A 21,622-nucleotide genomic window follows, 5' to 3' on the forward strand; every position below is an offset into this window, starting at 1 on the left:
TGGCTGCTGCACGCGTCCCGCACCGGGGATCGCGCGGTTCGAGCCGAAGCGCAGTTGGCCGCGTTGCGGGACAACGAGGCGCTTCTTCGTCGGTCTCTCGCTGCGGTGAACGAGGACTCGGCACGCAGACACTCGGGAGCCATCGGCCAGCAGGTCTCGCACCTCGTCGAGCCGTTGCACGACGCTGTCGACGCGTTGACCGAGCACGTTCGCCAGGTCGAGCACAATCGCATCCGCGCCTACGCGGGGCTCAGCGAGCAGGTGACGGGTATGCACCGTGCGTCGGTGCAGCTGTCGACCCAGACTTCGCAGTTGGTCACTGCGCTGCGGGCTCCGCAGATCCGCGGCCGGTGGGGTGAGATGCAGCTGGAGCGTGTGGTCGAGCTGGCAGGCATGGTCAAACACTGCGACTTCGACACGCAGGTCTCCAAGGACGGGATTCGTCCGGACATGATCGTCAGGCTCGCCGGTGGTCGGCAGATCGTCGTGGACGCCAAGGTTCCGTTCGCCGCCTACCTCGACGCAGCGCAGGAGGAGGACCCGGAGCGGCGCGGCAAAGCGATGACGCGTCATGCACGCCACCTCAGGACCCACGTCGATCAGTTGGCGGCCAAGGAATACTGGCGTTCGTTCGAGCCGACGCCGGAGTTCGTCGTTCTGTTCGTTCCCGGAGACCCGTTCCTCGACGCAGCGTTGACATCCGATTCGTCGCTTCTGGAGTACGCCTTCACCCGGAACGTGATACTTGCCACCCCGACCACTTTGGTCGCGCTGCTGCGGACGGTGGCGTACACGTGGAAGCAGGAATCACTCGCCGAGGACGCTGCTCGTATCCAGCAGCTCGGACGCGAGCTGTACACCCGGCTCGGCGTCGTGTCCTCGCACCTCGACAAGCTCGGATCGCATCTCGGCAAGGCCGTCGACTCCTTCAACTCGACGGTGTCCTCGGTGGACGCACGTGTAGGCGTCACCGCCCGCAAGCTTCACGAACTGGAACTGTTCGACGCGGACGTCGTGGACGTGAAGCGGATCGATCAACGCCCGAGAACGTCCGATTCGTCGCACTCTCGGGGGCAGTTCGGTCATGTCAGCGACGCGGTGGGGTGAACAGCCGCTAACCTCGAGGGGTGTCTACCTCCCAACGTGCCCGTTCCGGGGTACCGCTGGATCAACGTTCAGCTCTCGCTTCCGTGCCCGGCGTCCCTGCTTGGGGGGCAGTGGCCATCGCCGTCGGCGCGACGTTTCTCGGTGTCGCCATCGATGCTGCACGCGGATCGGAACTGACGTCGGCTTTCGCGTCCTTCTACATCGTTGGCACCGTCGCTGCCGTCGTGCTGGTGCGCTACCGCGGGTTGTTCACCGCGATGGTGCAAGCACCGCTGATTCTGTTCGTCGCTGTGCCGCTCTCGTATCAGTTCATGATCGAGAACGCAGGGACGAGCCTGCGCGACATTCTGCTGAACGTCGCGATTCCGCTGGTCAACCGGTTCCCGCTGATGCTGCTCGGCACGGTACTTGCCCTTGCCGTCGGCGGGGCACGCATCTTCCTGAAGAAGCAGGCGAGCCACGCACCGGCAGGCGCTGCCAAACGAACCATCCGTGACCGAGCGCAGGAAACCCGCCAGCGCGCCCGTGACAACCGTCAGACGGCACAAGACAACCGCCGGGCGGCCCAGGACAGTCGTCGGACGTCCCGAGACGGCGGCCAGCGGACGCAGACCAGAGCTGCCGAGCGCCGGGGCGCCGACACTCGCGCTGCCCACGGCCGCGGCGAAGCCGTGACCGCGACACGTGCCGATGCAGGCGAGGGTCGCAGGAGCCGTCGCGAACGCGTCGACCCTCTGCTCGATCGGCCGGCCGCTGATCCGTACCGGCCTGCGCGGACCGAACAGCCTGCTGCAGATCCCGCGCGCCGACCCGTCCCCAGGTCACAGCCCCCGCGGGTTCCTCGGCCACCCGAGGTGGACCCGTACTCGGCCCCTCGCGCTGCCACACCGAGGCCGGCAGCTACACCCAGACCGACTCCGACACCCCGACCCGCTTCGCAAGGCGGCGCGCACATCCCGCCGCATCCCGTACCGCAGGTCCGCTACCGCGATCGCGGAGACGCCTGAGGCGTCGCGATCGGGGCTGACCGGAACCGGCTCAGGCCTTCGCCGGGCGCAGCTCGCGGGGAAGGGAGAACACCAAGGTTTCGTTGGCCGTGGTGACCGGTTGAACATCCCCGAAGCCGTGCTCGGCGAGCAATTCGATGACGCCCTGCACCAGGATCTCCGGCACCGACGCGCCCGAGGTGATGCCCACGGTGGTGATGCCGTCCAACCAGGCGGTGTCCACCTCCTTGGCGTAGTCGACGAGGTAGCTGGCGCGAGCGCCTGCCGTCAGTGCGACCTCGACGAGGCGCACCGAGTTGGACGAGTTCTTCGATCCCACCACGATGACGAGGTCGCACTCGGGTGCCATCGCCTTGACGGCGACCTGACGGTTCTGCGTCGCGTAGCAGATGTCGTCGCTCGGCGGATCCTGCAGCGTCGGGAACTTCTCGCGCAGGCGAGCAACCGTCATCATCGTTTCGTCGACACTGAGCGTCGTCTGGGACAGCCAGATCACCTTGTTCTCGTCGCGCACGGTGACGTTGTCGACCGAGTCGGGGCCGTCGACGAGCTGAACGTGGTCCGGAGCCTCGCCTGCTGTGCCCTCGACCTCTTCGTGTCCTTCGTGACCGATCAGCAGAATGTCGTAGTCGTCACGGGCGAAGCGCTTGGCTTCCTGATGCACCTTCGTCACCAGCGGGCAGGTGGCGTCGATGGTGCGGAGCTGGCGCTCGGCCGCCGATGCGTGCACAGCCGGGGACACCCCGTGCGCGGAGAAGACGAGCAGAGAGCCCTCGGGAACTTCGTCGGTCTCCTCGACGAAGACGGCGCCGCGGTCCGCCAACGTCTCCACGACGTGCCTGTTGTGCACTATCTCCTTGCGGACGTAGACGGGCGCACCGTGCTTCTCCAGCGCTTTCTCCACCGTCTCGACGGCGCGGTCCACCCCAGCGCAGTAGCCGCGTGGCTCTGCGAGGAGGACTCGTTTGGCACCGGAGTACGCAGGTGCGCCGTCGCCGGACGGACGTGCGATACCGAGATTCAAGGGAACAGCCGAAGACATGTCCCCAAGGATACGTGCCCGGCTCGGCTTCACCGGCCGAGCACAGCATGTCGGCTACCCAAACACTCGGAATTCAGGCACTCTGGTGCGCATGACTCGTGTTCCGTTCGCCGCACGCGTAGCTGCCGGTGTGGCCGTGACGGTCGTCGAAGAAGCTCGCAAACTCCCCAGTACTGCGATCACGCTTCCGATGACCGTCGTCAGCGAAGTTCTGGCGAGCACGATGCGCTTTCAGCAGCAAGTGACGGCGCTGGCCATCAAGGGCGATCAGGCGATCTCGTCGCTTCCGCTCATCGGGACACCGGATCAGGAGCAGCCGTCCTGGGCGGTGTTCGAGGACGACGTTCCCGGGGCCACCGACGGTGACGTCGACATCCCCGATCACGACGATGTCGCCGGCGAGCCGGTCGCTGTGTCAGGGCGCTTCGCGCTGTACTCGACGCCTCCGGAGGAGATCCAGAAAGACGACGTGCCGACGGTCGCAGCCGACCGTCCGGAAATCGTCGAGATGGTGGATTACGACACCCTCGCCCTCGCTCAGCTGCGTGCCCGGCTGCGGTCGCTGTCTCTCGCGGACCTCGAGGCCCTGCGTGAGTACGAGGATGCGTCGCTGCGCCGCGCTCCGTTTCTGACCATGCTCGACAATCGAATCACCACCGCGAAGGCCAAGTGACCGCAAGTACTGCAGAGGAGCCGTGGCCTGTCCGAACCGTCGCCATGAAGGTGGCGGGATGGATCGACAAGCTCGGCAGCGTATGGGTCGAAGGTCAGCTGACGCAGATCAACGCTCGGCCGGGTACACGCACTGCATTTCTCGTTCTTCGTGATCCGTCCGCGGACATGTCGCTGTCGGTGACGTGTTCGCCTCAGTTGCTCGACCGCTCCCCCGTCCCGCTCACCGAGGGCGCGCGGGTAATCCTGTACGGCAAGTTGTCGTTCTACACGGGCCGTGGAACTATCTCGTTGCGCGCCACCGACATTCGCGCCGTCGGCGTCGGCGAACTGCTGGCACGCATCGAACGCCTGCGGGCCCTTCTCGCCGCCGAGGGACTGTTCGATCCTCGCCTCAAGCGCCCGTTGCCGTTCCTCCCCCGCACCATCGGACTGGTCACGGCCCGCGCGTCGGCAGCCGAGAAGGACGTTCTCACTGTCGCCCGACGGCGTTGGCCCGCAGTGCACTTCGAGGTTCGCCACACCCCGGTCCAAGGACCGACCGCAGTACCGGCGATCCTCGACGCACTCTCCGACCTCGACGGCAATGTCGACGTCATCATCCTCGCTCGCGGCGGCGGCAGCGTCGAAGACCTCCTGCCGTTCTCGGACGAGGCCCTGTGCCGTGCCATCTCGAAGGCCACGACCCCGATCGTCAGCGCCATCGGACACGAACCCGACAGCCCGCTCAGCGACCACGTCGCCGATCTCCGCGCCGCAACACCGACCGACGCGGCCAAGCTGGTGGTTCCCGACGCCGTCGCCGAACAGAATCTGATCGCCGAGCTGCGCTCCAGAACAGCTGCTGCACTGCGCAACTGGGTCCAACGCGAAGCACGTGCGCTCGAGATGATCCGACACCGGCCCGCACTGGCCTACCCCGTCGCGGGCATCGACCGGCGCAGCGAAGAGATCACCAGACTCGTCGACGCAGGGAGGCGCGACGTCCTGCGCGAGTTGGCGAAGCAGGAGACTCTCGTCGAACATCTGCGGGCACGTCTGCAGACGCTCGGGCCCGCAGCGACGCTGGCGAGGGGTTATGCCGTCGTCCAGCGCGTGGTGGCGGGCACCGATCCAGAGGTGTTGAGGTCGGTGGACGACGCCCCGCCGGGTACCCAGATCCGAGTACGAGTGGCCGACGGCGCAGTCACCGCCGCGGTCATGGGCAAAGTCAAATGAGAGGAACACCATGAGCGAGGAAACACCGGTCACCGAACTCGGCTACGAAGCAGCCCGCGACGAACTGGTCGACGTGGTGAAGGTCCTGGAGCAGGGCGGACTGGATCTCGACGCCTCGCTTGCGCTGTGGGAGCGCGGCGAACAGTTGGCCACCCGGTGCGAGGAACACCTTGCCGGTGCACGCAAGCGCGTCGAGAACGCACTCGCGCACATCGAGGAAGAAGAGAACTAGGGAGTGAGCGGCTCGGCGCTCGTCGTTGCGGCGGCAAGCGTCGTGAATTCCTCGGTGCTGCCGCTACCGGTCACCAACAATCGGACGTCACCCAGATCGGTGACCCATACCGCCTCGCTTCCCTCCTGGTCGTAGACGATCCACTCCGCACCGTCGATCGATTCGGTGCCCGACGCGTAGCGCGCCTCGCCGACGGCGAACGGAACGAGGACCTCCTCGCTCGCGCTGGACTGCGTCAACTTGATGTAGCGACCAGCGTCGGAGATGAAACCGACGTTGCTGACGTCGCCGCCCTGATCCCCCGCGATGGACTGGCGGCTGCCGGAGTTCGGAGTCCACCCTTCAGGCACCCGAGGGTTGCGGACCGGGAAGTTCAGCTCGGAGGCGTCGTACTGCAGGGCAGCGTCGACGTCGAAGTTCGGGATGGGGCCCTGCGTCGGTCCGCCGGGGCTGAGAGAGCACTGGGAGGCGATACCGGCGATCAGCAGACAGGCGATGACAAGCGGAATGAGGGACCACACCATGTCGCGGTTGTTGTTGAGGATCCGAGGTTTGCTGTTCGCCACGCCTCCAGTATCCCGCGAGAGCAGCCTGCGGAACGACCCAGGGTGTCCGCTGCATGTCAGCGCTCGGTCGGCGCATGCCCTAGCTCGCATGACGCGGCTCACGAATGAGATAATCGCGCCTGGGTAAGACCCCCATCTACCAGGAGGCTACAAACCGATGACGGCCAGCACCGAGTCCACTCGCGCCATGGCGCCAGATCGCAACCTCGCCCTCGAGCTCGTTCGTGTCACCGAGGCCGGTGCGCTCGCGTCGGGTCGCTGGGTGGGACGTGGCGACAAGGAAGGTGGCGACGGGGCCGCTGTCGACGCCATGCGTCAGCTGGTCAGTTCCGTCTCGATGCGCGGCGTCGTCGTCATCGGCGAAGGCGAGAAGGACGAAGCGCCGATGCTCTACAACGGCGAGCAGGTCGGTAACGGCAACGGTCCCGACGTCGACTTCGCCGTCGATCCCGTCGACGGAACCACGTTGATGGCCAAGGGCATGCCCAACGCGATCTCGGTGCTGGCTGTCGCCGAGCGCGGCGCGATGTTCGATCCGTCGGCGGTGTTCTACATGGAGAAGATCGCCGTCGGCCCCGAGTACGCCGATGTCGTCGATATCACTGCACCGGTCAAGGAGAACATCGCTCGGATCGCGAAGGTCAAGAAGGGCTCCGCATCCGACGTCACGGTGTGCATCCTGGACCGTCCGCGCCACGCCGAACTGATCCAGCAGGTCCGCGACGCCGGCTCCCGCATCCGCCTCATCTCCGACGGTGACGTCGCGGGCGCCATCGCCGCAGCACGCCCCGATTCCGGCACCGATCTGCTCATCGGTATCGGCGGAACTCCCGAGGGCATCATCGCGGCCGCCGCGATGCGGTGCATGGACGGCGCCCTGCAGGGACGCCTCGCCCCGACCGACGACGCCGAGCGACAGAAGGCCATCGACGCAGGTCACGACCTCGATCGCGTCCTGAACACCCGCGACCTGGTCTCCGGCGAGAACGTCTTCTTCACTGCCACCGGCGTCACCGACGGCGACCTTCTGCGCGGCGTCCGCTACGCAGGCGGTGGTGCACACACCCAGTCCATCGTGATGCGCTCCAAGTCCGGCACCGTGCGCATGATCGACGCCTACCACCGCCTCGAAAAGCTACGCGAATACAGTTCCGTCGACTTCGACGGCGACGAATCAGGGCAAGCTCCGTCGTTCTGATCCGGGTCGTTCCCGCAGGCTCCACTCCCGGCCCAGGGCGCGCTCACCCCTCCGCAACTTCAACTGGCAAAGTAAGGCTCATGACGCAGACAGACGAACAGCAGTACCGGATCGAGCACGACACCATGGGAGAGGTTCGCGTCCCCGTCGACGCGCTGTGGCGTGCACAGACGCAGCGCGCGGTGGAGAACTTCCCCATCTCCTTCCGCCCCCTCGAGCGCACCCAGATCCGCGCAATGGGCTTGCTGAAGGCTGCTTGCGCACAGGTCAACAAGGACCTCGGGCTGCTCGACGGCACCCTCGCCGACGCCATCATCTCCGCGGCAACCGAGATCGCCGACGGCAAGCACGACGATCAGTTCCCCATCGACGTCTTCCAGACCGGTTCCGGCACCAGCTCCAACATGAACGCCAACGAGGTCATCGCGTCCATCGCCAAGGCCAACGGTGTCGAGGTTCACCCCAACGACCACGTCAACATGTCGCAGAGCTCCAACGACACCTTCCCGACGGCCACGCACGTCGCCGCCACCGAGGCAGCCGTCACCTCACTGGTGCCTGCGCTGAAGCACCTGCACGAGGCACTGGCCGCCAAGGCGACCGAGTGGAAGACCGTCGTGAAGTCCGGCCGCACGCACCTCATGGACGCCGTGCCGGTCACGCTCGGTCAGGAATTCGGCGGCTACGCCCGTCAGATCGAAGCAGGCATCGAGCGCGTCGAGGCCACCCTTCCCCGCCTGGGCGAGCTGCCCATCGGCGGCACCGCCGTCGGCACCGGCCTCAACGCCCCCGACGGCTTCGGCCCCAAAGTTGTTGCCGAACTGGTGAAGTCGACCGGAATCGACGCCCTGACCGCCGCGAAGGACTCCTTCGAGGCACAGGCAGCACGCGACGGCCTCGTCGAGGCATCGGGCGCGCTGCGCACCATCGCCGTGTCGCTGACCAAGATCGCCAACGACGTCCGCTGGATGGGCTCGGGACCACTCACGGGCCTCGGCGAAATCGCCCTCCCCGACCTGCAGCCCGGTAGCTCCATCATGCCCGGCAAGGTCAACCCGGTTCTGCCCGAGGCAGTCACGCAGGTCGCCGCACAGGTCATCGGCAACGACGCCGCCGTCGCATTCGGCGGTGCATCGGGTGCCTTCGAGCTCAACGTCTACATCCCGATGATGGCGCGCAACGTCCTCGAGTCGTTCAAGCTCCTCGCCAACGTCTCGGTCCTCTTCGCGGACAAGTGCATCGTCGGCCTCGAAGCCAACGTCGACCACCTCAAGACCCTCGCCGAGTCCTCGCCGTCCATCGTGACGCCGCTGAACTCCGCAATCGGCTACGAGGAAGCAGCCGCCGTCGCCAAGCAGGCTCTGAAGGAGAAGAAGACCATCCGTCAGACCGTCATCGACCGCGGGCTCATCGGCGACAAGCTCAGCGAGGAAGAACTGGACAAGCGTCTCGACGTCCTCGCCATGGCAAAGGTCAAGGACTAGTTTCGTCCGCTCCCTTCCGGCATGAATGTGCCACCGCAACGGTCATACAGTTGCGGTGGCACAGTCATGTTCGGGGGGTCGAGCTCAGGCGAGGTGAGCTAGCTCCTCACGAGCTTTCTTGCCGTCGTCGCCGAGGTCGTCGCGGCCGAAGAAGTTCCAGCGCTCCAGAAGCGGCTTGAACACCTTGTCTCGCTGCTGGTCCTCGTCGTAGATGCCGGCTTCCGCGAGAGCCTCGGTGCTGTTCTTCTTGCTCGGCAGGTCGACGACGGGGATCGCGAAGCCGCTCACTCGATCCGCGATAGCACGAGCCATCTGGTCCGGTGCGACGCCGAACGCCTCGTTGACGACGTTGACGTAGAACGTTGCCTGACGGGTGTCGTCGGCCGCGATCTTGGTCAGGATCTTGCCCAGCACCTCGTCGCCGCCGAGGGCAACGGTGTTGGTGTTGCGCAACGCTGCCGCGGTCTCGTCGATGGCGAAGTGCGAGATGATGTCCAGCACGTGCAGGCTCGGGGCGCTGTAGCCCCTCGTCATTTCCTCCATGCGCACCCGTTCGAGCGCGACGGGGTCCACTGCGCGCGTCAGTACCAGGTAGTCGCGCAGCACGATGGCTTGACGGTTTTCTTCCGACGTCCATCGACCCGTCCACTTCCACCACGCGCCGAGGCCGGTGAGCGCGCGAGCGAGTTCGCGGTGGTACGCAGGCAGATTGTCTGCGACTAGTACGCCGACCGTCGCGGACAGAATCTCCACGTCGGAGAGGTGCGACTGCTCGGGAGCCCAGTCCTCGCCCCCGAGGAACGCGAAGTTGCGGCCGTCGTCCCACGGTGCGAAGTCGTGCGGATGCCAGTCCTCCGCCTCCTCGATGTGGCGGCTGAGGTTCTCTTCGACGGCTGGCTCGAGTCGAAGCAGCAGGTCACCGTCCGTCAGATTCGTAGACATACCAGCAACCGTAGCGTCTGGCCCGGTGAACGCGGAGTAGCGCCCCGGACGTCTGTGAACTTTCATAGACTGCGGGCTCACGTCCTAGGTGAAGGAGCGGACCGAGTGATCGAAACGACGAAGGCGAACGAGGTAGTGGAGGGCATGTTCGACGCCCTGAGGAACCGCGACGTCGAGAAGGTCGTCGACCGCCTCGACGACGCGGTGGTGTGGCACAACGTGGGGTTGCCCCGAGTTCGTGGCGTGAGACGAGTCGGCAAGTTCATGCGACTTCTCGCGAAACCCCAGTACGGCTTCGACGTCACCATCCACAACATCGCGTCCGACGGCGACACCGTGCTCACCGAACGAACCGACGTGCTGATCTGGCGGCGGCTGCGCATCGAGTTCTGGGTGTGCGGCACCTTCGAACTACGCGACGGCAAAATCCTCGTCTGGCGTGATTACTTCGACAATCTCGACTTCCTCGAGGGCCTGATCAAAGGCGCCCTCCGCGCGCTGTGAATGGAAATGTAGGCCACTGCCTACATTTCCATTCACGTCAGGCGCCGGCGGGGCCGAACTCTTCGAGCATTTCGGTCACCAGTGCAGCGATCGGGGACCGCTCGCTTCGGGTGAGGGTGATGTGCGCGAAAAGCGGATGACCCTTGAGCTTTTCGATGACGGCCGCGACGCCGTCGTGCCGCCCGACGCGCAGGTTGTCGCGCTGCGCGACGTCGTGGGTCAGCACGACGCGTGAGCCGCTCCCGAGCCTGGAGAGCACGGTCAGCAGCACATTGCGTTCGAGTGACTGTGCCTCGTCGACGATCACGAAGGAGTCGTGCAGCGATCGACCGCGAATGTGGGTCAACGGCAGCACCTCCAGCATTCCGCGAGCGATGACCTCTTCCATCACCTCGGGGCTGGCGAGGCCGTCGAGGGTGTCGAAGACGGCCTGAGCCCACGGACCCATCTTCTCGCTTTCGCTGCCCGGCAGGTAACCCAGTTCCTGACCACCGACGGCATAGAGCGGCCGGAACACGACGACTTTCCGGTGCGTGCGCCGTTCGAGGACCGCTTCGAGACCTGCAGTCAACGCCAGTGCGGACTTGCCGGTTCCGGCCTTGCCGCCGAGAGAGACGATGCCGATGCTCTCGTCGAGCAGAAGGTCGAGTGCGACTCGCTGTTCCGCTGAACGCCCGTGCAGCCCGAATGCTTCACGCTCACCGCGGACGAGCTGGATCTGTTTGTCGGCCGTGACGCGTCCGAGTGCGCTGGAGCGTCCACCGAGCAGTCGAACACCGGTGTGGCACGGCATGTCCCGTGCGCCGTCGAGGTCGATGACGCCTTCGGCGAACAGTCGGTCGATGTCGGCTGCCTGCACGTCGAGTTCGGCCATTCCGGTCCAGCCCGACGGGACGACGTCGTGTGCGTGGTACTCGTCGGCGGGAAGGCCCACGGCGCCTGCTTTGACGCGAAGCGGGATGTCCTTGCTGACCAGGACGACGTCCTTGCCTTCGGCGGCGAGGTTGAGGGCGCAGGCGAGGATGCGAGAGTCGTTGGAGTCGGTGCGGAACCCGACGGGAAGCACGGACGGATCGGTGTGGTTGAGCTCGACTTGCAGTGTGCCCCCGTCGGTTCCGATGGGAACCGGCTGGTCGAGGCGGCCGTGCTCGACGCGGAGATCGTCGAGCATACGCAAGGATTCCCGCGCGAACCATCCCAATTCGTGGTGGTGGCGTTTACCCTCCAGTTCGCTGATCACGATCAGCGGAAGAACCACATTGTGCTCGGCGAACCGGATGACAGCCCAGGGATCCGACAGCAGAACCGAGGTGTCCAGCACGAATGTCCGAAGGGGGGCGGAAACGGAGCGTGAAGTGGTCACGTGGGGCTCCTACGTCCGGCGCGGCACCGCGCGGACATTTGTCGCTCGGCCGGTCGGTCCTGGCGTGTCAGATGACACGAGGGCCGGGTGCCGGCCCTCTCGCGCTCACTAGCTCAGTCACGTATCAGAACCTCCCGCACAGGTAGCTTCCCCGCTGCCTGTTACTGCCGACGGTACAGCCGAAACCGGCAATTGGCTCGGCGAGTTCGGGGCGTGTCGGTGAACAACACGTTAACCGGATCAGGCGTTCGAGAATGGCTGATGCGCAAGAGAACCAGGCGTGTCCGCGTACGTTCTGCGGCGCCCGGGCGATGAACAATCGACGTTCGACTGCTCCTTCTTCTACATGTACCACCTCAGTACTGTCCGGGTGGGACCGAACGGAGAAAAACGGACCAGAACGCACGAAAGGCCCACTCGAACGAGTGGGCCTTTCGTGCGACGACGGGTGCCTATCCCAGCAGTCCCCAGTCCTCGAGACCGTCGTAGAGCGGCTTGGACTGAGCGACCTTGACGACGCGCTCCTTGAGCGAGTCGCTTGCCTCGCCGGTGGCGAGAGCAGTGGCGATGATGTCCGCGACCTCGGTGAACTCGGCTTCGCCGAATCCGCGGGTAGCGAGTGCCGCGGTTCCGATGCGCAGACCCGAGGTGATCATCGGCGGGCGAGGATCGAACGGAACGGCATTGCGGTTCACGGTGATTCCGACCTCGTGCAACAGATCCTCTGCCTGCTGGCCGTCGAGGTCCGAGCTACGCAGGTCGACGAGCGCGAGGTGGACGTCGGTGCCACCGGTGAGGACGGAGATGCCCTTGTCCGCGACGTCCTTGGCGTTCAACCGATCGGCGAGGAGGGATGCACCGAGCAGGGTGCGCTCCTGACGTTCCTTGAACTCCGGCGTCGCCGCGATCTTGAAGGCAACGGCCTTCGCTGCGACGGCATGCATGAGCGGCCCACCCTGCTGACCGGGGAAGACGGCGGAGTTGATCTTCTTGGCCCATTCCTTCTTGGCGAGGATCAGGCCGGAGCGGGGGCCACCGAGCGTCTTGTGCACCGTCGAGGACACGACGTCGGCGTACGGCACGGGGGACGGGTGGACACCCGCGGCGACCAGACCGGCGAAGTGGGCCATGTCGACCCACAGGAGGGCACCGACCTCGTCGGCGATGGAACGGAACGCCTCGAAGTCCTGGTGGCGCGGGTAGGCGGACCAGCCGGCGATGAGAACCTGCGGCTTGGACGTCAGTGCCTGCTTGCGCACCTCGTCCATGTCGATGCGGTGGTCTTCCTTGCTGACTCCATAGGACTCGACCTCGTATAGCTTGCCGGAGAAGTTCAGCTTCATACCGTGCGTCAGGTGACCGCCGTGCGCCAGGTCGAGGCCCATGATCTTGTCACCCGGGTTGATCAGTGCCATCAGGACCGCGGCGTTGGCCTGCGCGCCCGCGTGGGGTTGCACGTTGGCGAATTCGGCACCGAACAGTTCCTTGGCACGATTGCGCGCCAGATCCTCGACGACGTCGACGTGCTCGCACCCGCCGTAGTAGCGACGTCCCGGGTAGCCCTCGGCGTACTTGTTCGTCAACACGCTGCCCTGTGCCTGGAGGACTGCGCGTGGAACGAAGTTCTCCGACGCGATCATCTCGAGCGTGTCGCGCTGACGACCGAGTTCGCCAGCCATGGCTTCGGCTACCTCGGGGTCGAGTTCGGCGAGCGACTGGGTGTTGACGTCGGTCATTACAGGTGTCTCCAAGGGTGAGCTGCGGGATTGGCGCATTCAGTTTACGAGATGCACCTCAGTGCTCACGCAGCGCGCTGGGGATGAGCGGTTCGTCGAGCAGGCGTCCGAACAGCGCGGATCGCTCGCTGACCGTTTTGCCCCTGTCGAGCCACCCACCGAGAAGCTTGTAGCCCTCGACGTAGGTACTGATGTACGCGCGCCACAACGGCGAGGACAGAAACTTCAGACTCTGCCGGGCGCGCTGCGGCGACGTCAGCGACCAGCGTTCGAGGTAGGCAGCGACGTCGTCCTGCGACTTGTGCTGATCGTGCAGCAGCAACGCCGCGTCCTGACGCACACCGAGCAGCTGCCCCGACGCCTCGGACAACCGTTCCGCCTTCTCACCGTCGAAGCGCAGCCCCAGGTCGGCGTAGATCTCCTGCGCCCACACACCCCACCCCGGCCCGACGATCGACTTCAACGCGAGGTCGGCGAGCCCCTCGGCCATCAGGCATTGCGGAGTGTTGACCAGGAACAGGGTCTGCTCCGTCTGGCCCGACGCCACCAGCCCGGCTTCCTTGCGGCAGTGCTCGGTGTGATGACCCGGGTACGCCTCGTGCGCGATCAGGTGAGGCAAGTTCGCCATCTGCTGCTGCAGGTCGGAGTTGATCGCGACGGTGGACTTGTAATCACCGAGGTAGTAGTTGAACCCCGACCACGGTTTGTCTCCGACGACCTCGTAGGTGACCTGTTCGGTGTCCGGCAGCGTGTATTCGGCACGCACGCGGTCCCGCAGGGCACTGGAGAAGGCGTCGACGCACTCCTGCAACCGATCCGCGGGTACGACGTCCTGCGCCCGGTGTGCGGCAAGACGTTCGGCGAGCGAACCGGGGCCGGCCAACACGTCGTCCATCTTTCGGTGGGCCTGGCGGTACTCGTCCTGATCGCCCGGCTCGATGTGGACGTCGAAGTACGCGAAGACCTCGTCGACGAAGCCGATGTCCTCGCCGGCGAACTTGCGGGCCGAGCATTCGAGCGCCCGAAGATGAACGTCGACGAACTCGGCACGCTGCTCGGGCAGGCCTGTGTTGCCCAGTTCCTTGCGAAGCTCCCCTGCTCGACGCGCAAGCTCCTTCGGCTCGGGCGCCGGTGCGTTCTCCACCTGCCGTCGTAGCTCGGGGTCACCGGTGTACGCGTCGACGAACCCCTCTTCGAGGCGATCGAATTTCAGGCCGAGGGTGAGGTAGTCGCGGACGAAGGAATCGGCGTTCATGCTGTCCGACACTAGCGTCACCGACCGGGTGAACAACCAGTGAACTACCCCGCCCGTGCGAGTCCTCGTGGCACCGAGCACAATCGTCATTCATGCGACTCGCGCTCCCCCGGAGTTCACGCCTGCAGGAACGGACCCATCGTGGTGGACGGCGCGCATGAGCGAGACCAGCCCGTACGTCGAGTTCGACCGTGCGCAGTGGAGAACGCTCCGTCAGTCCACCCCGCTGGTTCTGACCGAAGAGGAACTGGTCGGGCTTCGCGGACTGGGTGAGCAGATCGACCTCGACGAGGTGGCCGAGGTGTATCTGCCGTTGGCCAGACTCATCCACCTTCAGGTCGCGGCGCGGCAACGGTTGTTCGCGGCTACCGCAACATTCCTCGGTGAGAAGCACCCGGATCGACAGGTGCCGTTCGTCATCGGTGTGGCGGGAAGCGTCGCCGTCGGCAAATCGACGACGGCCCGTGTGCTGCAGGCGCTTCTGGCACGGTGGGATCACCATCCTCGTGTCGACCTGGTGACGACCGACGGTTTCCTGTATTCGACGGCCGAGCTGATGCGCCGCGGAATCCTGCACCGCAAGGGCTTTCCGGAGAGCTACGACCGACGCAAGCTTCTGCGCTTCGTGACCGAGGTGAAGTCCGGTGCGGAGGAAGTGTCGGCGCCGGTGTACTCGCACGTGTCGTACGACATCATCAAGGGTCAGTTCCACATGGTTCGCCAGCCGGACATCCTGATCGTCGAGGGCCTCAACGTTCTGCAGACCGGCTCACGGTTGATGGTGTCGGATCTGTTCGACTTCTCGATCTACGTCGACGCGCGCATCGAGGACATCGAGCACTGGTACGTCAAACGCTTTCTTGCACTGCGCGAGACGTCGTTCGCCGATCCGGACGCACACTTCCACCACTACGCGAATCTTTCGGACGAGCACGCGAAGATCGCGGCCGAAGACCTGTGGCACTCGATCAACCTGCCGAATCTGGTGGAGAACATTCTTCCGACGCGTCCGCGCGCCACGATGGTGTTGCGCAAGGACGCCGACCACACCATCAACAGGCTGCGGCTACGCAAGCTGTGAGCGGAAATCCAGGCCAGGGTCGGCAGGGGCAGAGCCTGCGGGGTGACCACGAGGCACATTTCCGCTCATCTAGATGCCGAAGCGGCGGTGCCGGGCGGCGTAGTCGCGCAGTGCGCGCAGGAAGTCGACGCGCCTGAACTCCGGCCAGTACGCCTCGGTGAACCAGATTTCCGAGTACGCGCTCTGCCACAGCAGAAACCCCGAGAGCCGCTGTTCGCCGGAGGTCCGGATCACCAGGTCCGGATCGGGCTGGCCCGACGTGTACAGGTGGGAGTCGATGCCGTCGACGTTGACCGAGCCGATGAGCTCTTCGCCAGTCAATCCCTCGGCGATCTTCTCGCTCAGCAGCGCTTGGACGGCGTCGGCGATCTCTTGTCTGCCGCCGTACCCGACTGCGACGTTGACGTGGGTTCCGGTTCGACCGGCCGTCAGTTCCGCGGCTTCCTTGAGACGACGTGCAGTTGCGGCCGGGAGAAGGTCGAGTGTTCCGACGATCTTGACGGTCCAGTTCTGTTCCGGGCCGGAAATTTCCTCGACGACGTCGGTGATGATCTCGAGCAGCGATTCCAACTCGTCGGGGTCGCGGCGGAGGTTCTCGGTGGACAGCAGGTAGATCGTCGCCATCTCGATGCCTGCTGCGTCACACCACCCCAGCATCTCGGCGATCTTCAGGGCCCCCATCCGGTGCCCGTGCGCGACGTCGGTGAAGCCGTTCTCCCGAGCCCAGCGGCGGTTGCCGTCGCACATCACAGCGACGTGGCGGGGATGCGCCACGTCGTCGAGCTGTGTCAACAGGCGTCGCTCGTACACGTTGTAGAGGACGCTGCGCACCTTGGTCGGGAGAATCTTCACCGAGACATCACCACGGGGCACAACCTTACGCCCGGCAGGAGTGGAGCCTGCGGAATGACCCGGGAAGCAGGAGTGGAGCCTGCCGGATGACCGTCTGATTCGACCGTGTCGAGCTACTCGCCGGTACAGTAGGCAGCGAACTTACGGTTGCGTAGGTTCTCCAGGGAGCGGATCTTGCGTTTCGAGTCGGAGGTGGGGCTATGACGATGTTCGGGATCGACGAGCTACCGGTCAAACCACGCATGCGCGGTTGGATCCATCTCTATGCGTTCGGAGTGGCGGTGGTGTCCGGCATCGTGTTGGTCACGTTGGCCTTCACACTGGTGTCGGTCGGCGCGGGGATCGCGACGGCCGTGTACGCGGTCACCGTTTGCGGCGTGTTCGGCGTCAGCGCTACCTACCACCGTGTCCACTGGGACAACCCGGCCCACCGTGTGTGGATGAAACGCGCCGACCATTCGATGATTTTCGTGTTCATCGCGGGCAGTTACACCCCGTTCGCGATACTGGGCCTACCGACGAGCACCGGCCGGACCCTGTTGATCATCGTCTGGCTGGGTGCTCTCGGCGGGGTTGCGCTGAAGATGTTGTGGCCGCAGGCGCCGCGGTGGGTCGGTGTTCCGCTCTACCTCATTCTGGGGTGGGCGATTGTCCCGGTCGCGCCGACGCTTATCGATCACGTCGGCTATGCACCGTTCGTTCTGCTGCTGGTCGGCGGCATTCTGTACAGCGTGGGAGCTGTTCTGTACGCCACGAAGTGGCCGAACCCGTGGCCGACGACATTCGGCCACCACGAGTTCTTCCACGCCGCTACGGTTCTCGCCGCGATCTGCCACCTCGTCGCGGTGTGGCTCGTGCTGTTCTAGCGGCGCAACGCCGCAATCAGTTCTTCCTCCGTCGTCACCGGTCTGTCACAGACGAACCCACGGCACACGTAGGCTGCCTCGTTGCCGTCGACGGTCGGCCGGTCCGTGAGGAGCGGAGACGAATCGACGGCGCCTGCAACTATGGTGGTGCCGCCCGGTGCGTGTCTGCGAGCAACATCCAGCAGTCGACTGTCACCATCGACCGATATCGCGACCTGCAGCGGACCGCGTACGGATGCCTCGGCTACGGCCAGCCAGTGCCCTGCCGACCGAGGCGCGCGTTCCATCACGACCGACGCCCGAGCCAGGCCCGCTGCCGCCAGGTCACCGTACGTGGCGGCGGACTCCGACGGCACGAGCGCTTCGATCGCGAGCAATGCCTCGGTGATGGTCGACGCGCCGGACGGGGTGGCGTTGTCGAGGGGGTCCCTGGGCCGGGTGACCAATGCTTCGGCGTCGTCGGCGGTGTCGAACCAGCTGCCGGGGTTGTCCGGGTCGGCGAAGTGCGCGATGGCTGCGTCGACGAGTCGGACGGCGCGTTCCAACCAGACCGTGTCCCCGGTCGCGGACAGCAGCGACAGCGATCCGACGGCCATGCAGGCGTAGTCCTCGAGCACTCCGGCCGCCTCGCCCACGTGAGGTCCGAGCGATGCCCGACGCAGCCGGCCGTTCTCCTCGTGCCGGGCGAAGATCTGTTCGCCGCATTCGGCGGCGGCATCGACCCAGGTACTGCGTCCGAGTCCGGAGCCTGCCTCGGCGAGAGCGGTGATGGCCAGGCCGTTCCACGCGGTGATCACCTTGTTGTCACGTCCCGGTTGTGGGCGCAGGTCACGAGCGGCCATCAGGGTTGCGCGCACTTGCTCGAAGCGTTCGGTGTCGTCTGGATCCTCCGGTAGTTGGAGCACCGACATGCCGGCCTCGAACGTGCCCGACGAGTCGACGGCGAACAGCCCCGCTGCCCAGACGCCGTCCTCGAAGCCGAGGGTTTCCACGAGTTGCTCGGGAGTCCACACGTACGTGAGACCCTCGACGCCTTCGGTGTCCGCGTCCAGCGCAGCGGCGAAACACCCCTGCTCGGTGCGCATCGCGCCGAGAACGAAAGCAGCGGTGGCGTCGGCTACCCGCGTTGCCAGCGCGTCACCGGTGACGCGGGCGAGGTGACCGTAGAACCTGAGCAGCAGGGCATTGTCGTAGAGCATCTTCTCGAAATGCGGAACGATCCACTCCGCATCGACGGCGTATCGCGCGAATCCGCCGCCGATCTGATCGTGAATCCCGCCGCGAGCCATCGCCGACGCGGTGCGCGTGACGGCGCCCCGTACCGACGTCGACCCGGTTCGCTCGTAGTGTCGGAGCAGTCCCTCCAGCAGCGAGCTGGGCGGAAATTTGGGCGCGCCACCGAATCCGCCTCGCTCTGCGTCCTCGTCGGCCAGCACCGAGGACACCGCATCCGCGAGCAGGTCCGCGTCGACGGGTTTGCCCGACGCCGGGAGCCGGCCGGAGTTGTCCCGGAGGGCCTCGGTGATCGCGGCGGAGGCGTCGAACACCTCGGCGCGGCGGGTCGTCCAGGTGTCCGAGACTGCCTCGAGCAACTGTGTGAACGACGGGGTTCCCGCTCGCGGTCGGGGCGGGAAGTAGGTTCCGCAGTAGAACGGCTCGGCGTCCGGAGTGAGAAAGCATGTCATCGGCCAACCGCCCTGGCCGGTCATCGCGACGGTTGCGCTCATGTACACGGCATCCAGGTCGGGACGCTCTTCGCGATCGACCTTGATGCAGACGAAGTTCGCGTTCATCGACGCGGCCGTCTCGGCATCTTCGAACGATTCGTGTGCCATGACGTGGCACCAGTGGCACGCCGAGTACCCGATGGACAGCAGGATCGGGACGTCGCGCTCGCGGGCGGACTCCAACGCCTCCGTCGTCCACTCCTGCCAGTGCACCGGATTGTCCGCGTGCTGACGCAGGTAGGGGCTGGTGGACCTGTCGAGCGCGTTGGCCCCGAGCACGATCAGCTCTCGCCGGGCTTGGTCTCGCGTGCCTCTTCGCGTACGGCGCCGCGGTCCGTGCCTTCGTCGAGCGCCTGGTCCGGCCCCGGATCGTCCTTTTCGAAGGACTCGGGCAGCTTCTTGATCTGTTTGTTCATCGACCAGATCAGCAACGCTGTTCCCACGAGCAGGGCGACGATGATGACCAGGCCGACGGGCGAGGATTTACCGAACTCCGGGCCCGGGGCGCCCTGCGCCAGCAGCGACACGATCATGTGGCGGTCTCCGGATCGATCCCGGCGAAGAGCTCGGTCTCCGGGATGGACGTCTTGACGCGGGTGCGAGCGAGCTCGTACTCCTCCGTCGGCCACAGCTTGCGCTGCACCTCGATCGGCACGGCGAAGAACGATCCGTTGGGATCGATCTGTGTTGCGTGCGCGCGCAGTGCGTCGTCCCGCTGCTCGAAGTAGTCGCCGACGGTGACCTGCGTGGTGATGCGTTCCATGATCTCGTCGCGGTCCGTGGTCCACCTCTTCAGCCAGTCGACGAAGGGGCTTTCCTCACCGCGGTCGATGAACCAATCGTGGAAGAGCTGCATCTTCTTCCGCAGAAATCCGTGGGAGTAGTACAGCTTCAACGGCGTCCAGGGTTCGCCGGCGTCGGGGAACTTGCTGGGATCACCCGCTGCCTCGTACGCCGCGACCGACACCTCGTGGCACCGGATGTGGTCCGGGTGCGGGTAGCCGCCCTTCTCGTCGTAGGTCGTGATGACGTGGGGTTTGAATTCGCGAACTACTTTGACAAGCGCTTCGGTGGATTCCTCGAGCGGCACCAGTGCGAAGCATCCCTCGGGAAGCGGCGGTAGTGGATCACCCTCGGGCAGGCCGGAGTCGACGTAGCCGAGCCACGTCTGCCGGACGCCGAGAATGCGAGCGGCCTCGGCCATCTCCTCCCGCCGAACTTCGTTGATTCGGTCCTTGACACCCGGAATGTCCATCGCGGGGTTGAGAATGTCGCCGCGCTCGCCGCCGGTGAGGGTGACGATCAGGACGTCGTTACCTTCGGCTGCGTACCGAGCCGTCGTTGCGGCACCCTTGCTCGACTCGTCGTCGGGATGGGCGTGCACCGCCATGAGCCGTAGTCCGGACACGTTCTTTCCTCACCTCAGCTTCACCGGAAACTTATCCTCCCCCTATAGTTCCACTTGGCGCCGACGCTGCACGCACCGGCTGCCGCAAGGAAATCGACGGTTCCCCCTCGAAAGCGACGTTCCCATGACTGCCACCCTTCCCGAAGGCCGCTACCCGGCGTCCAGCTCGCGGCGGGGAGTGGCACCCCGGACGAGAAATCTTCTGCTCGTCGTGGCCGTGGTGGTCGGGCTCGTGGTCGCATACCTCGCGTACCAGCGATTCGCGGTGCAGGACGTCGAGGGCAAGGCGTTGACGTTCGATCTGGTGGACGACGAGACCATCTCCATCAGCTTCAGCGTCACCCGGGCGGACCCGGAGCAGGAAGCTGTTTGCATCGTTCGAGCGCGTTCTCGCGACGGCTCGGAAACCGGCCGCCGCGAGGTCTTCGTACCGGGTTCCTCGGATCAGGAGGTCCAGGTGACCACCGTTCTGCGCACATCGCAGCCTCCTGCCGTCGGTGACGTGTACGGATGCAGCACGAATGTTCCCGAGTATTTACGGGCAGGCTGACCTCCCGCCGTCTCGTGGTAAGATAGGCCTGTACACGGTTCCGCACTGGAACCGTGTATTGCTGCATTGACGGCCCTTCAGGCCTGCGGGGTTGCCGAGTTGGCCCTGCACGACGCCGACAGCGACCGCTGGAGCAGCCGGCTCAGGCAGTGGGCCGCACCAGGGGGATCCGCCCAATTCCAGGGGGACCCGCCTAGAGGCATGCCCTCCGTCAGCAACAGACCGGGAGTCCACCGCGACTTCGACTACAAGGGAGTGATCGAGATGACCGAGACCCAGGTGACCTGGCTTACCCAGGAATCCCACGACAGGCTCAAGAGCGAACTCGACCAACTCATTTCCAATCGCCCGGTCATCGCCGCCGAGATCAACGAGCGACGCGAAGAGGGCGATCTGAAGGAGAACGGCGGCTACCACGCTGCACGCGAGGAGCAGGGTCAGCAGGAAGCTCGTATCCGGCAGCTGCAGGAGCTGCTCAACTCGGCGAAGGTCGGCGAGGCGCCCACTCAGTCCGGCGTGGCACTGCCCGGATCCGTCGTCAAGGTCTACTACGACGGTGACGAGTCCGATACCGAGACGTTCCTCATCGCCACCCGTGAAGAGGGTGCCCGCGACGGCAAGCTCGAGGTCTACTCCCCCAGCTCGCCGCTGGGTGGCGCTCTCATCGACGCCAAGGTCGGCGACACTCGCGAATACGCTCTGCCGAACGGCAAGACCATGAAGGTCACGCTGCTCAGTGCCGAGCCGTACCACACTTAAGAGCGACGTACGAGAAAGCCCCCGACCGTTGGTGGTCGGGGGCTTTCTCGTGT

The 21,622-nt window shown here is 65.5% G+C and carries 22 protein-coding genes; 12 read left to right on the forward strand and 10 right to left on the reverse strand.

What is annotated here, in order from left to right; genetic code table 11:
- Both BH95_RS13260 and BH95_RS13265 read left to right on the forward strand, forming a co-directional pair.
- The coding region (locus BH95_RS13260) for a DNA recombination protein RmuC (protein WP_099052216.1) at positions 1–1,107 on the forward strand (1,107 nt) is incomplete at its 5' end.
- Positions 1,108–1,127: 20 nt separating this feature from the next.
- Positions 1,128–2,114: a DUF6542 domain-containing protein gene (locus tag BH95_RS13265; protein ID WP_176460159.1), complete on the forward strand. Its 987-nt coding sequence runs from the start codon at positions 1,128–1,130 to the stop codon at positions 2,112–2,114.
- Positions 2,115–2,145: 31 nt separating this feature from the next.
- Here the strand turns inward: BH95_RS13265 and BH95_RS13270 are convergent, their stop codons facing one another.
- On the reverse strand, positions 2,146–3,156 hold the full coding sequence (locus tag BH95_RS13270) for a 4-hydroxy-3-methylbut-2-enyl diphosphate reductase (protein ID WP_019665461.1): 1,011 nt from the start codon (positions 3,154–3,156) through the stop codon (positions 2,146–2,148).
- A gap of 91 nt (positions 3,157–3,247) precedes the next feature.
- Between BH95_RS13270 and BH95_RS13275 the strand changes: the two genes are divergently transcribed.
- From BH95_RS13275 to BH95_RS13285, 3 genes are read left to right on the forward strand one after another with little or no spacing between them, the layout of a single operon-like run.
- Positions 3,248–3,829: a lipid droplet-associated protein gene (locus BH95_RS13275; protein WP_037182677.1), complete on the forward strand. Its 582-nt coding sequence runs from the start codon at positions 3,248–3,250 to the stop codon at positions 3,827–3,829.
- Positions 3,826–5,046 carry an exodeoxyribonuclease VII large subunit gene (gene xseA, locus BH95_RS13280; protein ID WP_037182679.1) on the forward strand — a complete coding sequence of 407 codons (1,221 nt, stop codon included), beginning with the start codon at positions 3,826–3,828 and terminating at the stop codon, positions 5,044–5,046. The genes BH95_RS13275 and xseA overlap by 4 nt, the downstream gene beginning before the upstream one ends.
- Positions 5,047–5,056: 10 nt before the next feature.
- Positions 5,057–5,278 (forward strand): exodeoxyribonuclease VII small subunit, encoded by a 222-nt coding sequence (locus BH95_RS13285; protein ID WP_019665464.1) that lies wholly within the window; start codon positions 5,057–5,059, stop codon positions 5,276–5,278.
- Here the strand turns inward: BH95_RS13285 and BH95_RS13290 are convergent.
- Positions 5,275–5,844: a DUF4245 domain-containing protein gene (locus tag BH95_RS13290; protein WP_020112642.1), complete on the reverse strand. Its 570-nt coding sequence runs from the start codon at positions 5,842–5,844 to the stop codon at positions 5,275–5,277. The two genes, BH95_RS13285 and BH95_RS13290, sit on opposite strands and share 4 nt — an antisense overlap.
- A 157-nt stretch (positions 5,845–6,001) precedes the next feature.
- Between BH95_RS13290 and glpX the strand changes: the two genes are divergently transcribed.
- Both glpX and BH95_RS13300 read left to right on the forward strand, forming a co-directional pair.
- Positions 6,002–7,042, forward strand: coding sequence for a class II fructose-bisphosphatase (glpX, locus tag BH95_RS13295; protein ID WP_026347852.1), 1,041 nt, complete (start codon positions 6,002–6,004; stop codon positions 7,040–7,042).
- Positions 7,043–7,122: 80 nt separating this feature from the next.
- The gene (locus BH95_RS13300; protein WP_019665467.1) at positions 7,123–8,526 is read left to right on the forward strand and encodes a class II fumarate hydratase; all 1,404 of its coding nucleotides are present in this window, start codon (positions 7,123–7,125) and stop codon (positions 8,524–8,526) included.
- An 84-nt stretch (positions 8,527–8,610) separates the two neighbouring features.
- On the opposite strand, the gene BH95_RS13305 is transcribed toward BH95_RS13300, so the two are convergent.
- Positions 8,611–9,468 (reverse strand): acyl-ACP desaturase, encoded by an 858-nt coding sequence (locus tag BH95_RS13305; protein ID WP_037159366.1) that lies wholly within the window; start codon positions 9,466–9,468, stop codon positions 8,611–8,613.
- A 135-nt stretch (positions 9,469–9,603) separates the two neighbouring features.
- Between BH95_RS13305 and BH95_RS13310 the strand changes: the two genes are divergently transcribed.
- The gene (locus BH95_RS13310; RefSeq protein ID WP_037105791.1) at positions 9,604–9,972 is read left to right on the forward strand and encodes a limonene-1,2-epoxide hydrolase family protein; all 369 of its coding nucleotides are present in this window, start codon (positions 9,604–9,606) and stop codon (positions 9,970–9,972) included.
- A 37-nt stretch (positions 9,973–10,009) separates the two neighbouring features.
- On the opposite strand, the gene BH95_RS13315 is transcribed toward BH95_RS13310, so the two are convergent.
- From BH95_RS13315 to BH95_RS13325, 3 genes are all read right to left on the reverse strand, one after another.
- Positions 10,010–11,335, reverse strand: a complete 1,326-nt coding sequence (locus tag BH95_RS13315; RefSeq protein ID WP_176458398.1) for a PhoH family protein — start codon at positions 11,333–11,335, stop codon at positions 10,010–10,012.
- A gap of 452 nt (positions 11,336–11,787) precedes the next feature.
- Entirely contained in the window at positions 11,788–13,071 is a 1,284-nt protein-coding gene (glyA, locus tag BH95_RS13320; RefSeq protein ID WP_019665471.1) for a serine hydroxymethyltransferase, read from the reverse strand.
- Positions 13,072–13,129: 58 nt separating this feature from the next.
- Entirely contained in the window at positions 13,130–14,326 is a 1,197-nt protein-coding gene (locus tag BH95_RS13325; RefSeq protein ID WP_037159439.1) for a hypothetical protein, read from the reverse strand.
- A 157-nt stretch (positions 14,327–14,483) separates the two neighbouring features.
- Here BH95_RS13325 and coaA point away from each other — a divergent pair, with 157 nt between their 5' ends.
- Positions 14,484–15,407, forward strand: a complete 924-nt coding sequence (gene coaA / locus BH95_RS13330; RefSeq protein ID WP_026347854.1) for a type I pantothenate kinase — start codon at positions 14,484–14,486, stop codon at positions 15,405–15,407.
- Between the two features lie 69 nt (positions 15,408–15,476).
- Here coaA and BH95_RS13335 read toward each other — a convergent pair whose 3' ends face one another.
- On the reverse strand, positions 15,477–16,259 hold the full coding sequence (locus BH95_RS13335; protein ID WP_019665474.1) for an isoprenyl transferase: 783 nt from the start codon (positions 16,257–16,259) through the stop codon (positions 15,477–15,479).
- A gap of 200 nt (positions 16,260–16,459) precedes the next feature.
- Here BH95_RS13335 and trhA point away from each other — a divergent pair, with 200 nt between their 5' ends.
- A complete protein-coding gene (gene trhA / locus BH95_RS13340; protein ID WP_019665475.1) occupies positions 16,460–17,125 on the forward strand; it encodes a PAQR family membrane homeostasis protein TrhA in 666 nt (221 codons plus the stop codon).
- Here the strand turns inward: trhA and BH95_RS13345 are convergent.
- From BH95_RS13345 to mca, 3 genes are read right to left on the reverse strand one after another with little or no spacing between them, the layout of a single operon-like run.
- The gene (locus tag BH95_RS13345; RefSeq protein ID WP_037159369.1) at positions 17,122–19,131 is read right to left on the reverse strand and encodes a thioredoxin domain-containing protein; all 2,010 of its coding nucleotides are present in this window, start codon (positions 19,129–19,131) and stop codon (positions 17,122–17,124) included. The genes trhA and BH95_RS13345 overlap by 4 nt on opposite strands.
- 2 nt (positions 19,132–19,133) lie before the next feature.
- Positions 19,134–19,385, reverse strand: a complete 252-nt coding sequence (locus BH95_RS13350; protein WP_019665477.1) for a hypothetical protein — start codon at positions 19,383–19,385, stop codon at positions 19,134–19,136.
- A complete protein-coding gene (gene mca, locus BH95_RS13355; protein WP_026347855.1) occupies positions 19,382–20,260 on the reverse strand; it encodes a mycothiol conjugate amidase Mca in 879 nt (292 codons plus the stop codon). The genes BH95_RS13350 and mca overlap by 4 nt, the downstream gene beginning before the upstream one ends.
- A gap of 124 nt (positions 20,261–20,384) precedes the next feature.
- Between mca and BH95_RS13360 the strand changes: the two genes are divergently transcribed.
- On the forward strand, positions 20,385–20,810 hold the full coding sequence (locus BH95_RS13360) for a DUF4307 domain-containing protein (RefSeq protein ID WP_020112648.1): 426 nt from the start codon (positions 20,385–20,387) through the stop codon (positions 20,808–20,810).
- 264 nt (positions 20,811–21,074) lie between these two features.
- Positions 21,075–21,569: a transcription elongation factor GreA gene (gene greA, locus BH95_RS13365; RefSeq protein WP_026347856.1), complete on the forward strand. Its 495-nt coding sequence runs from the start codon at positions 21,075–21,077 to the stop codon at positions 21,567–21,569.
- The last annotated feature ends 53 nt before the right edge of the window (positions 21,570–21,622 follow it).

Origin of the sequence: Rhodococcoides fascians A44A (assembly GCF_000760735.1) — a bacterium.
Lineage (GTDB): Bacteria > Actinomycetota > Actinomycetes > Mycobacteriales > Mycobacteriaceae > Rhodococcoides > Rhodococcoides fascians_E.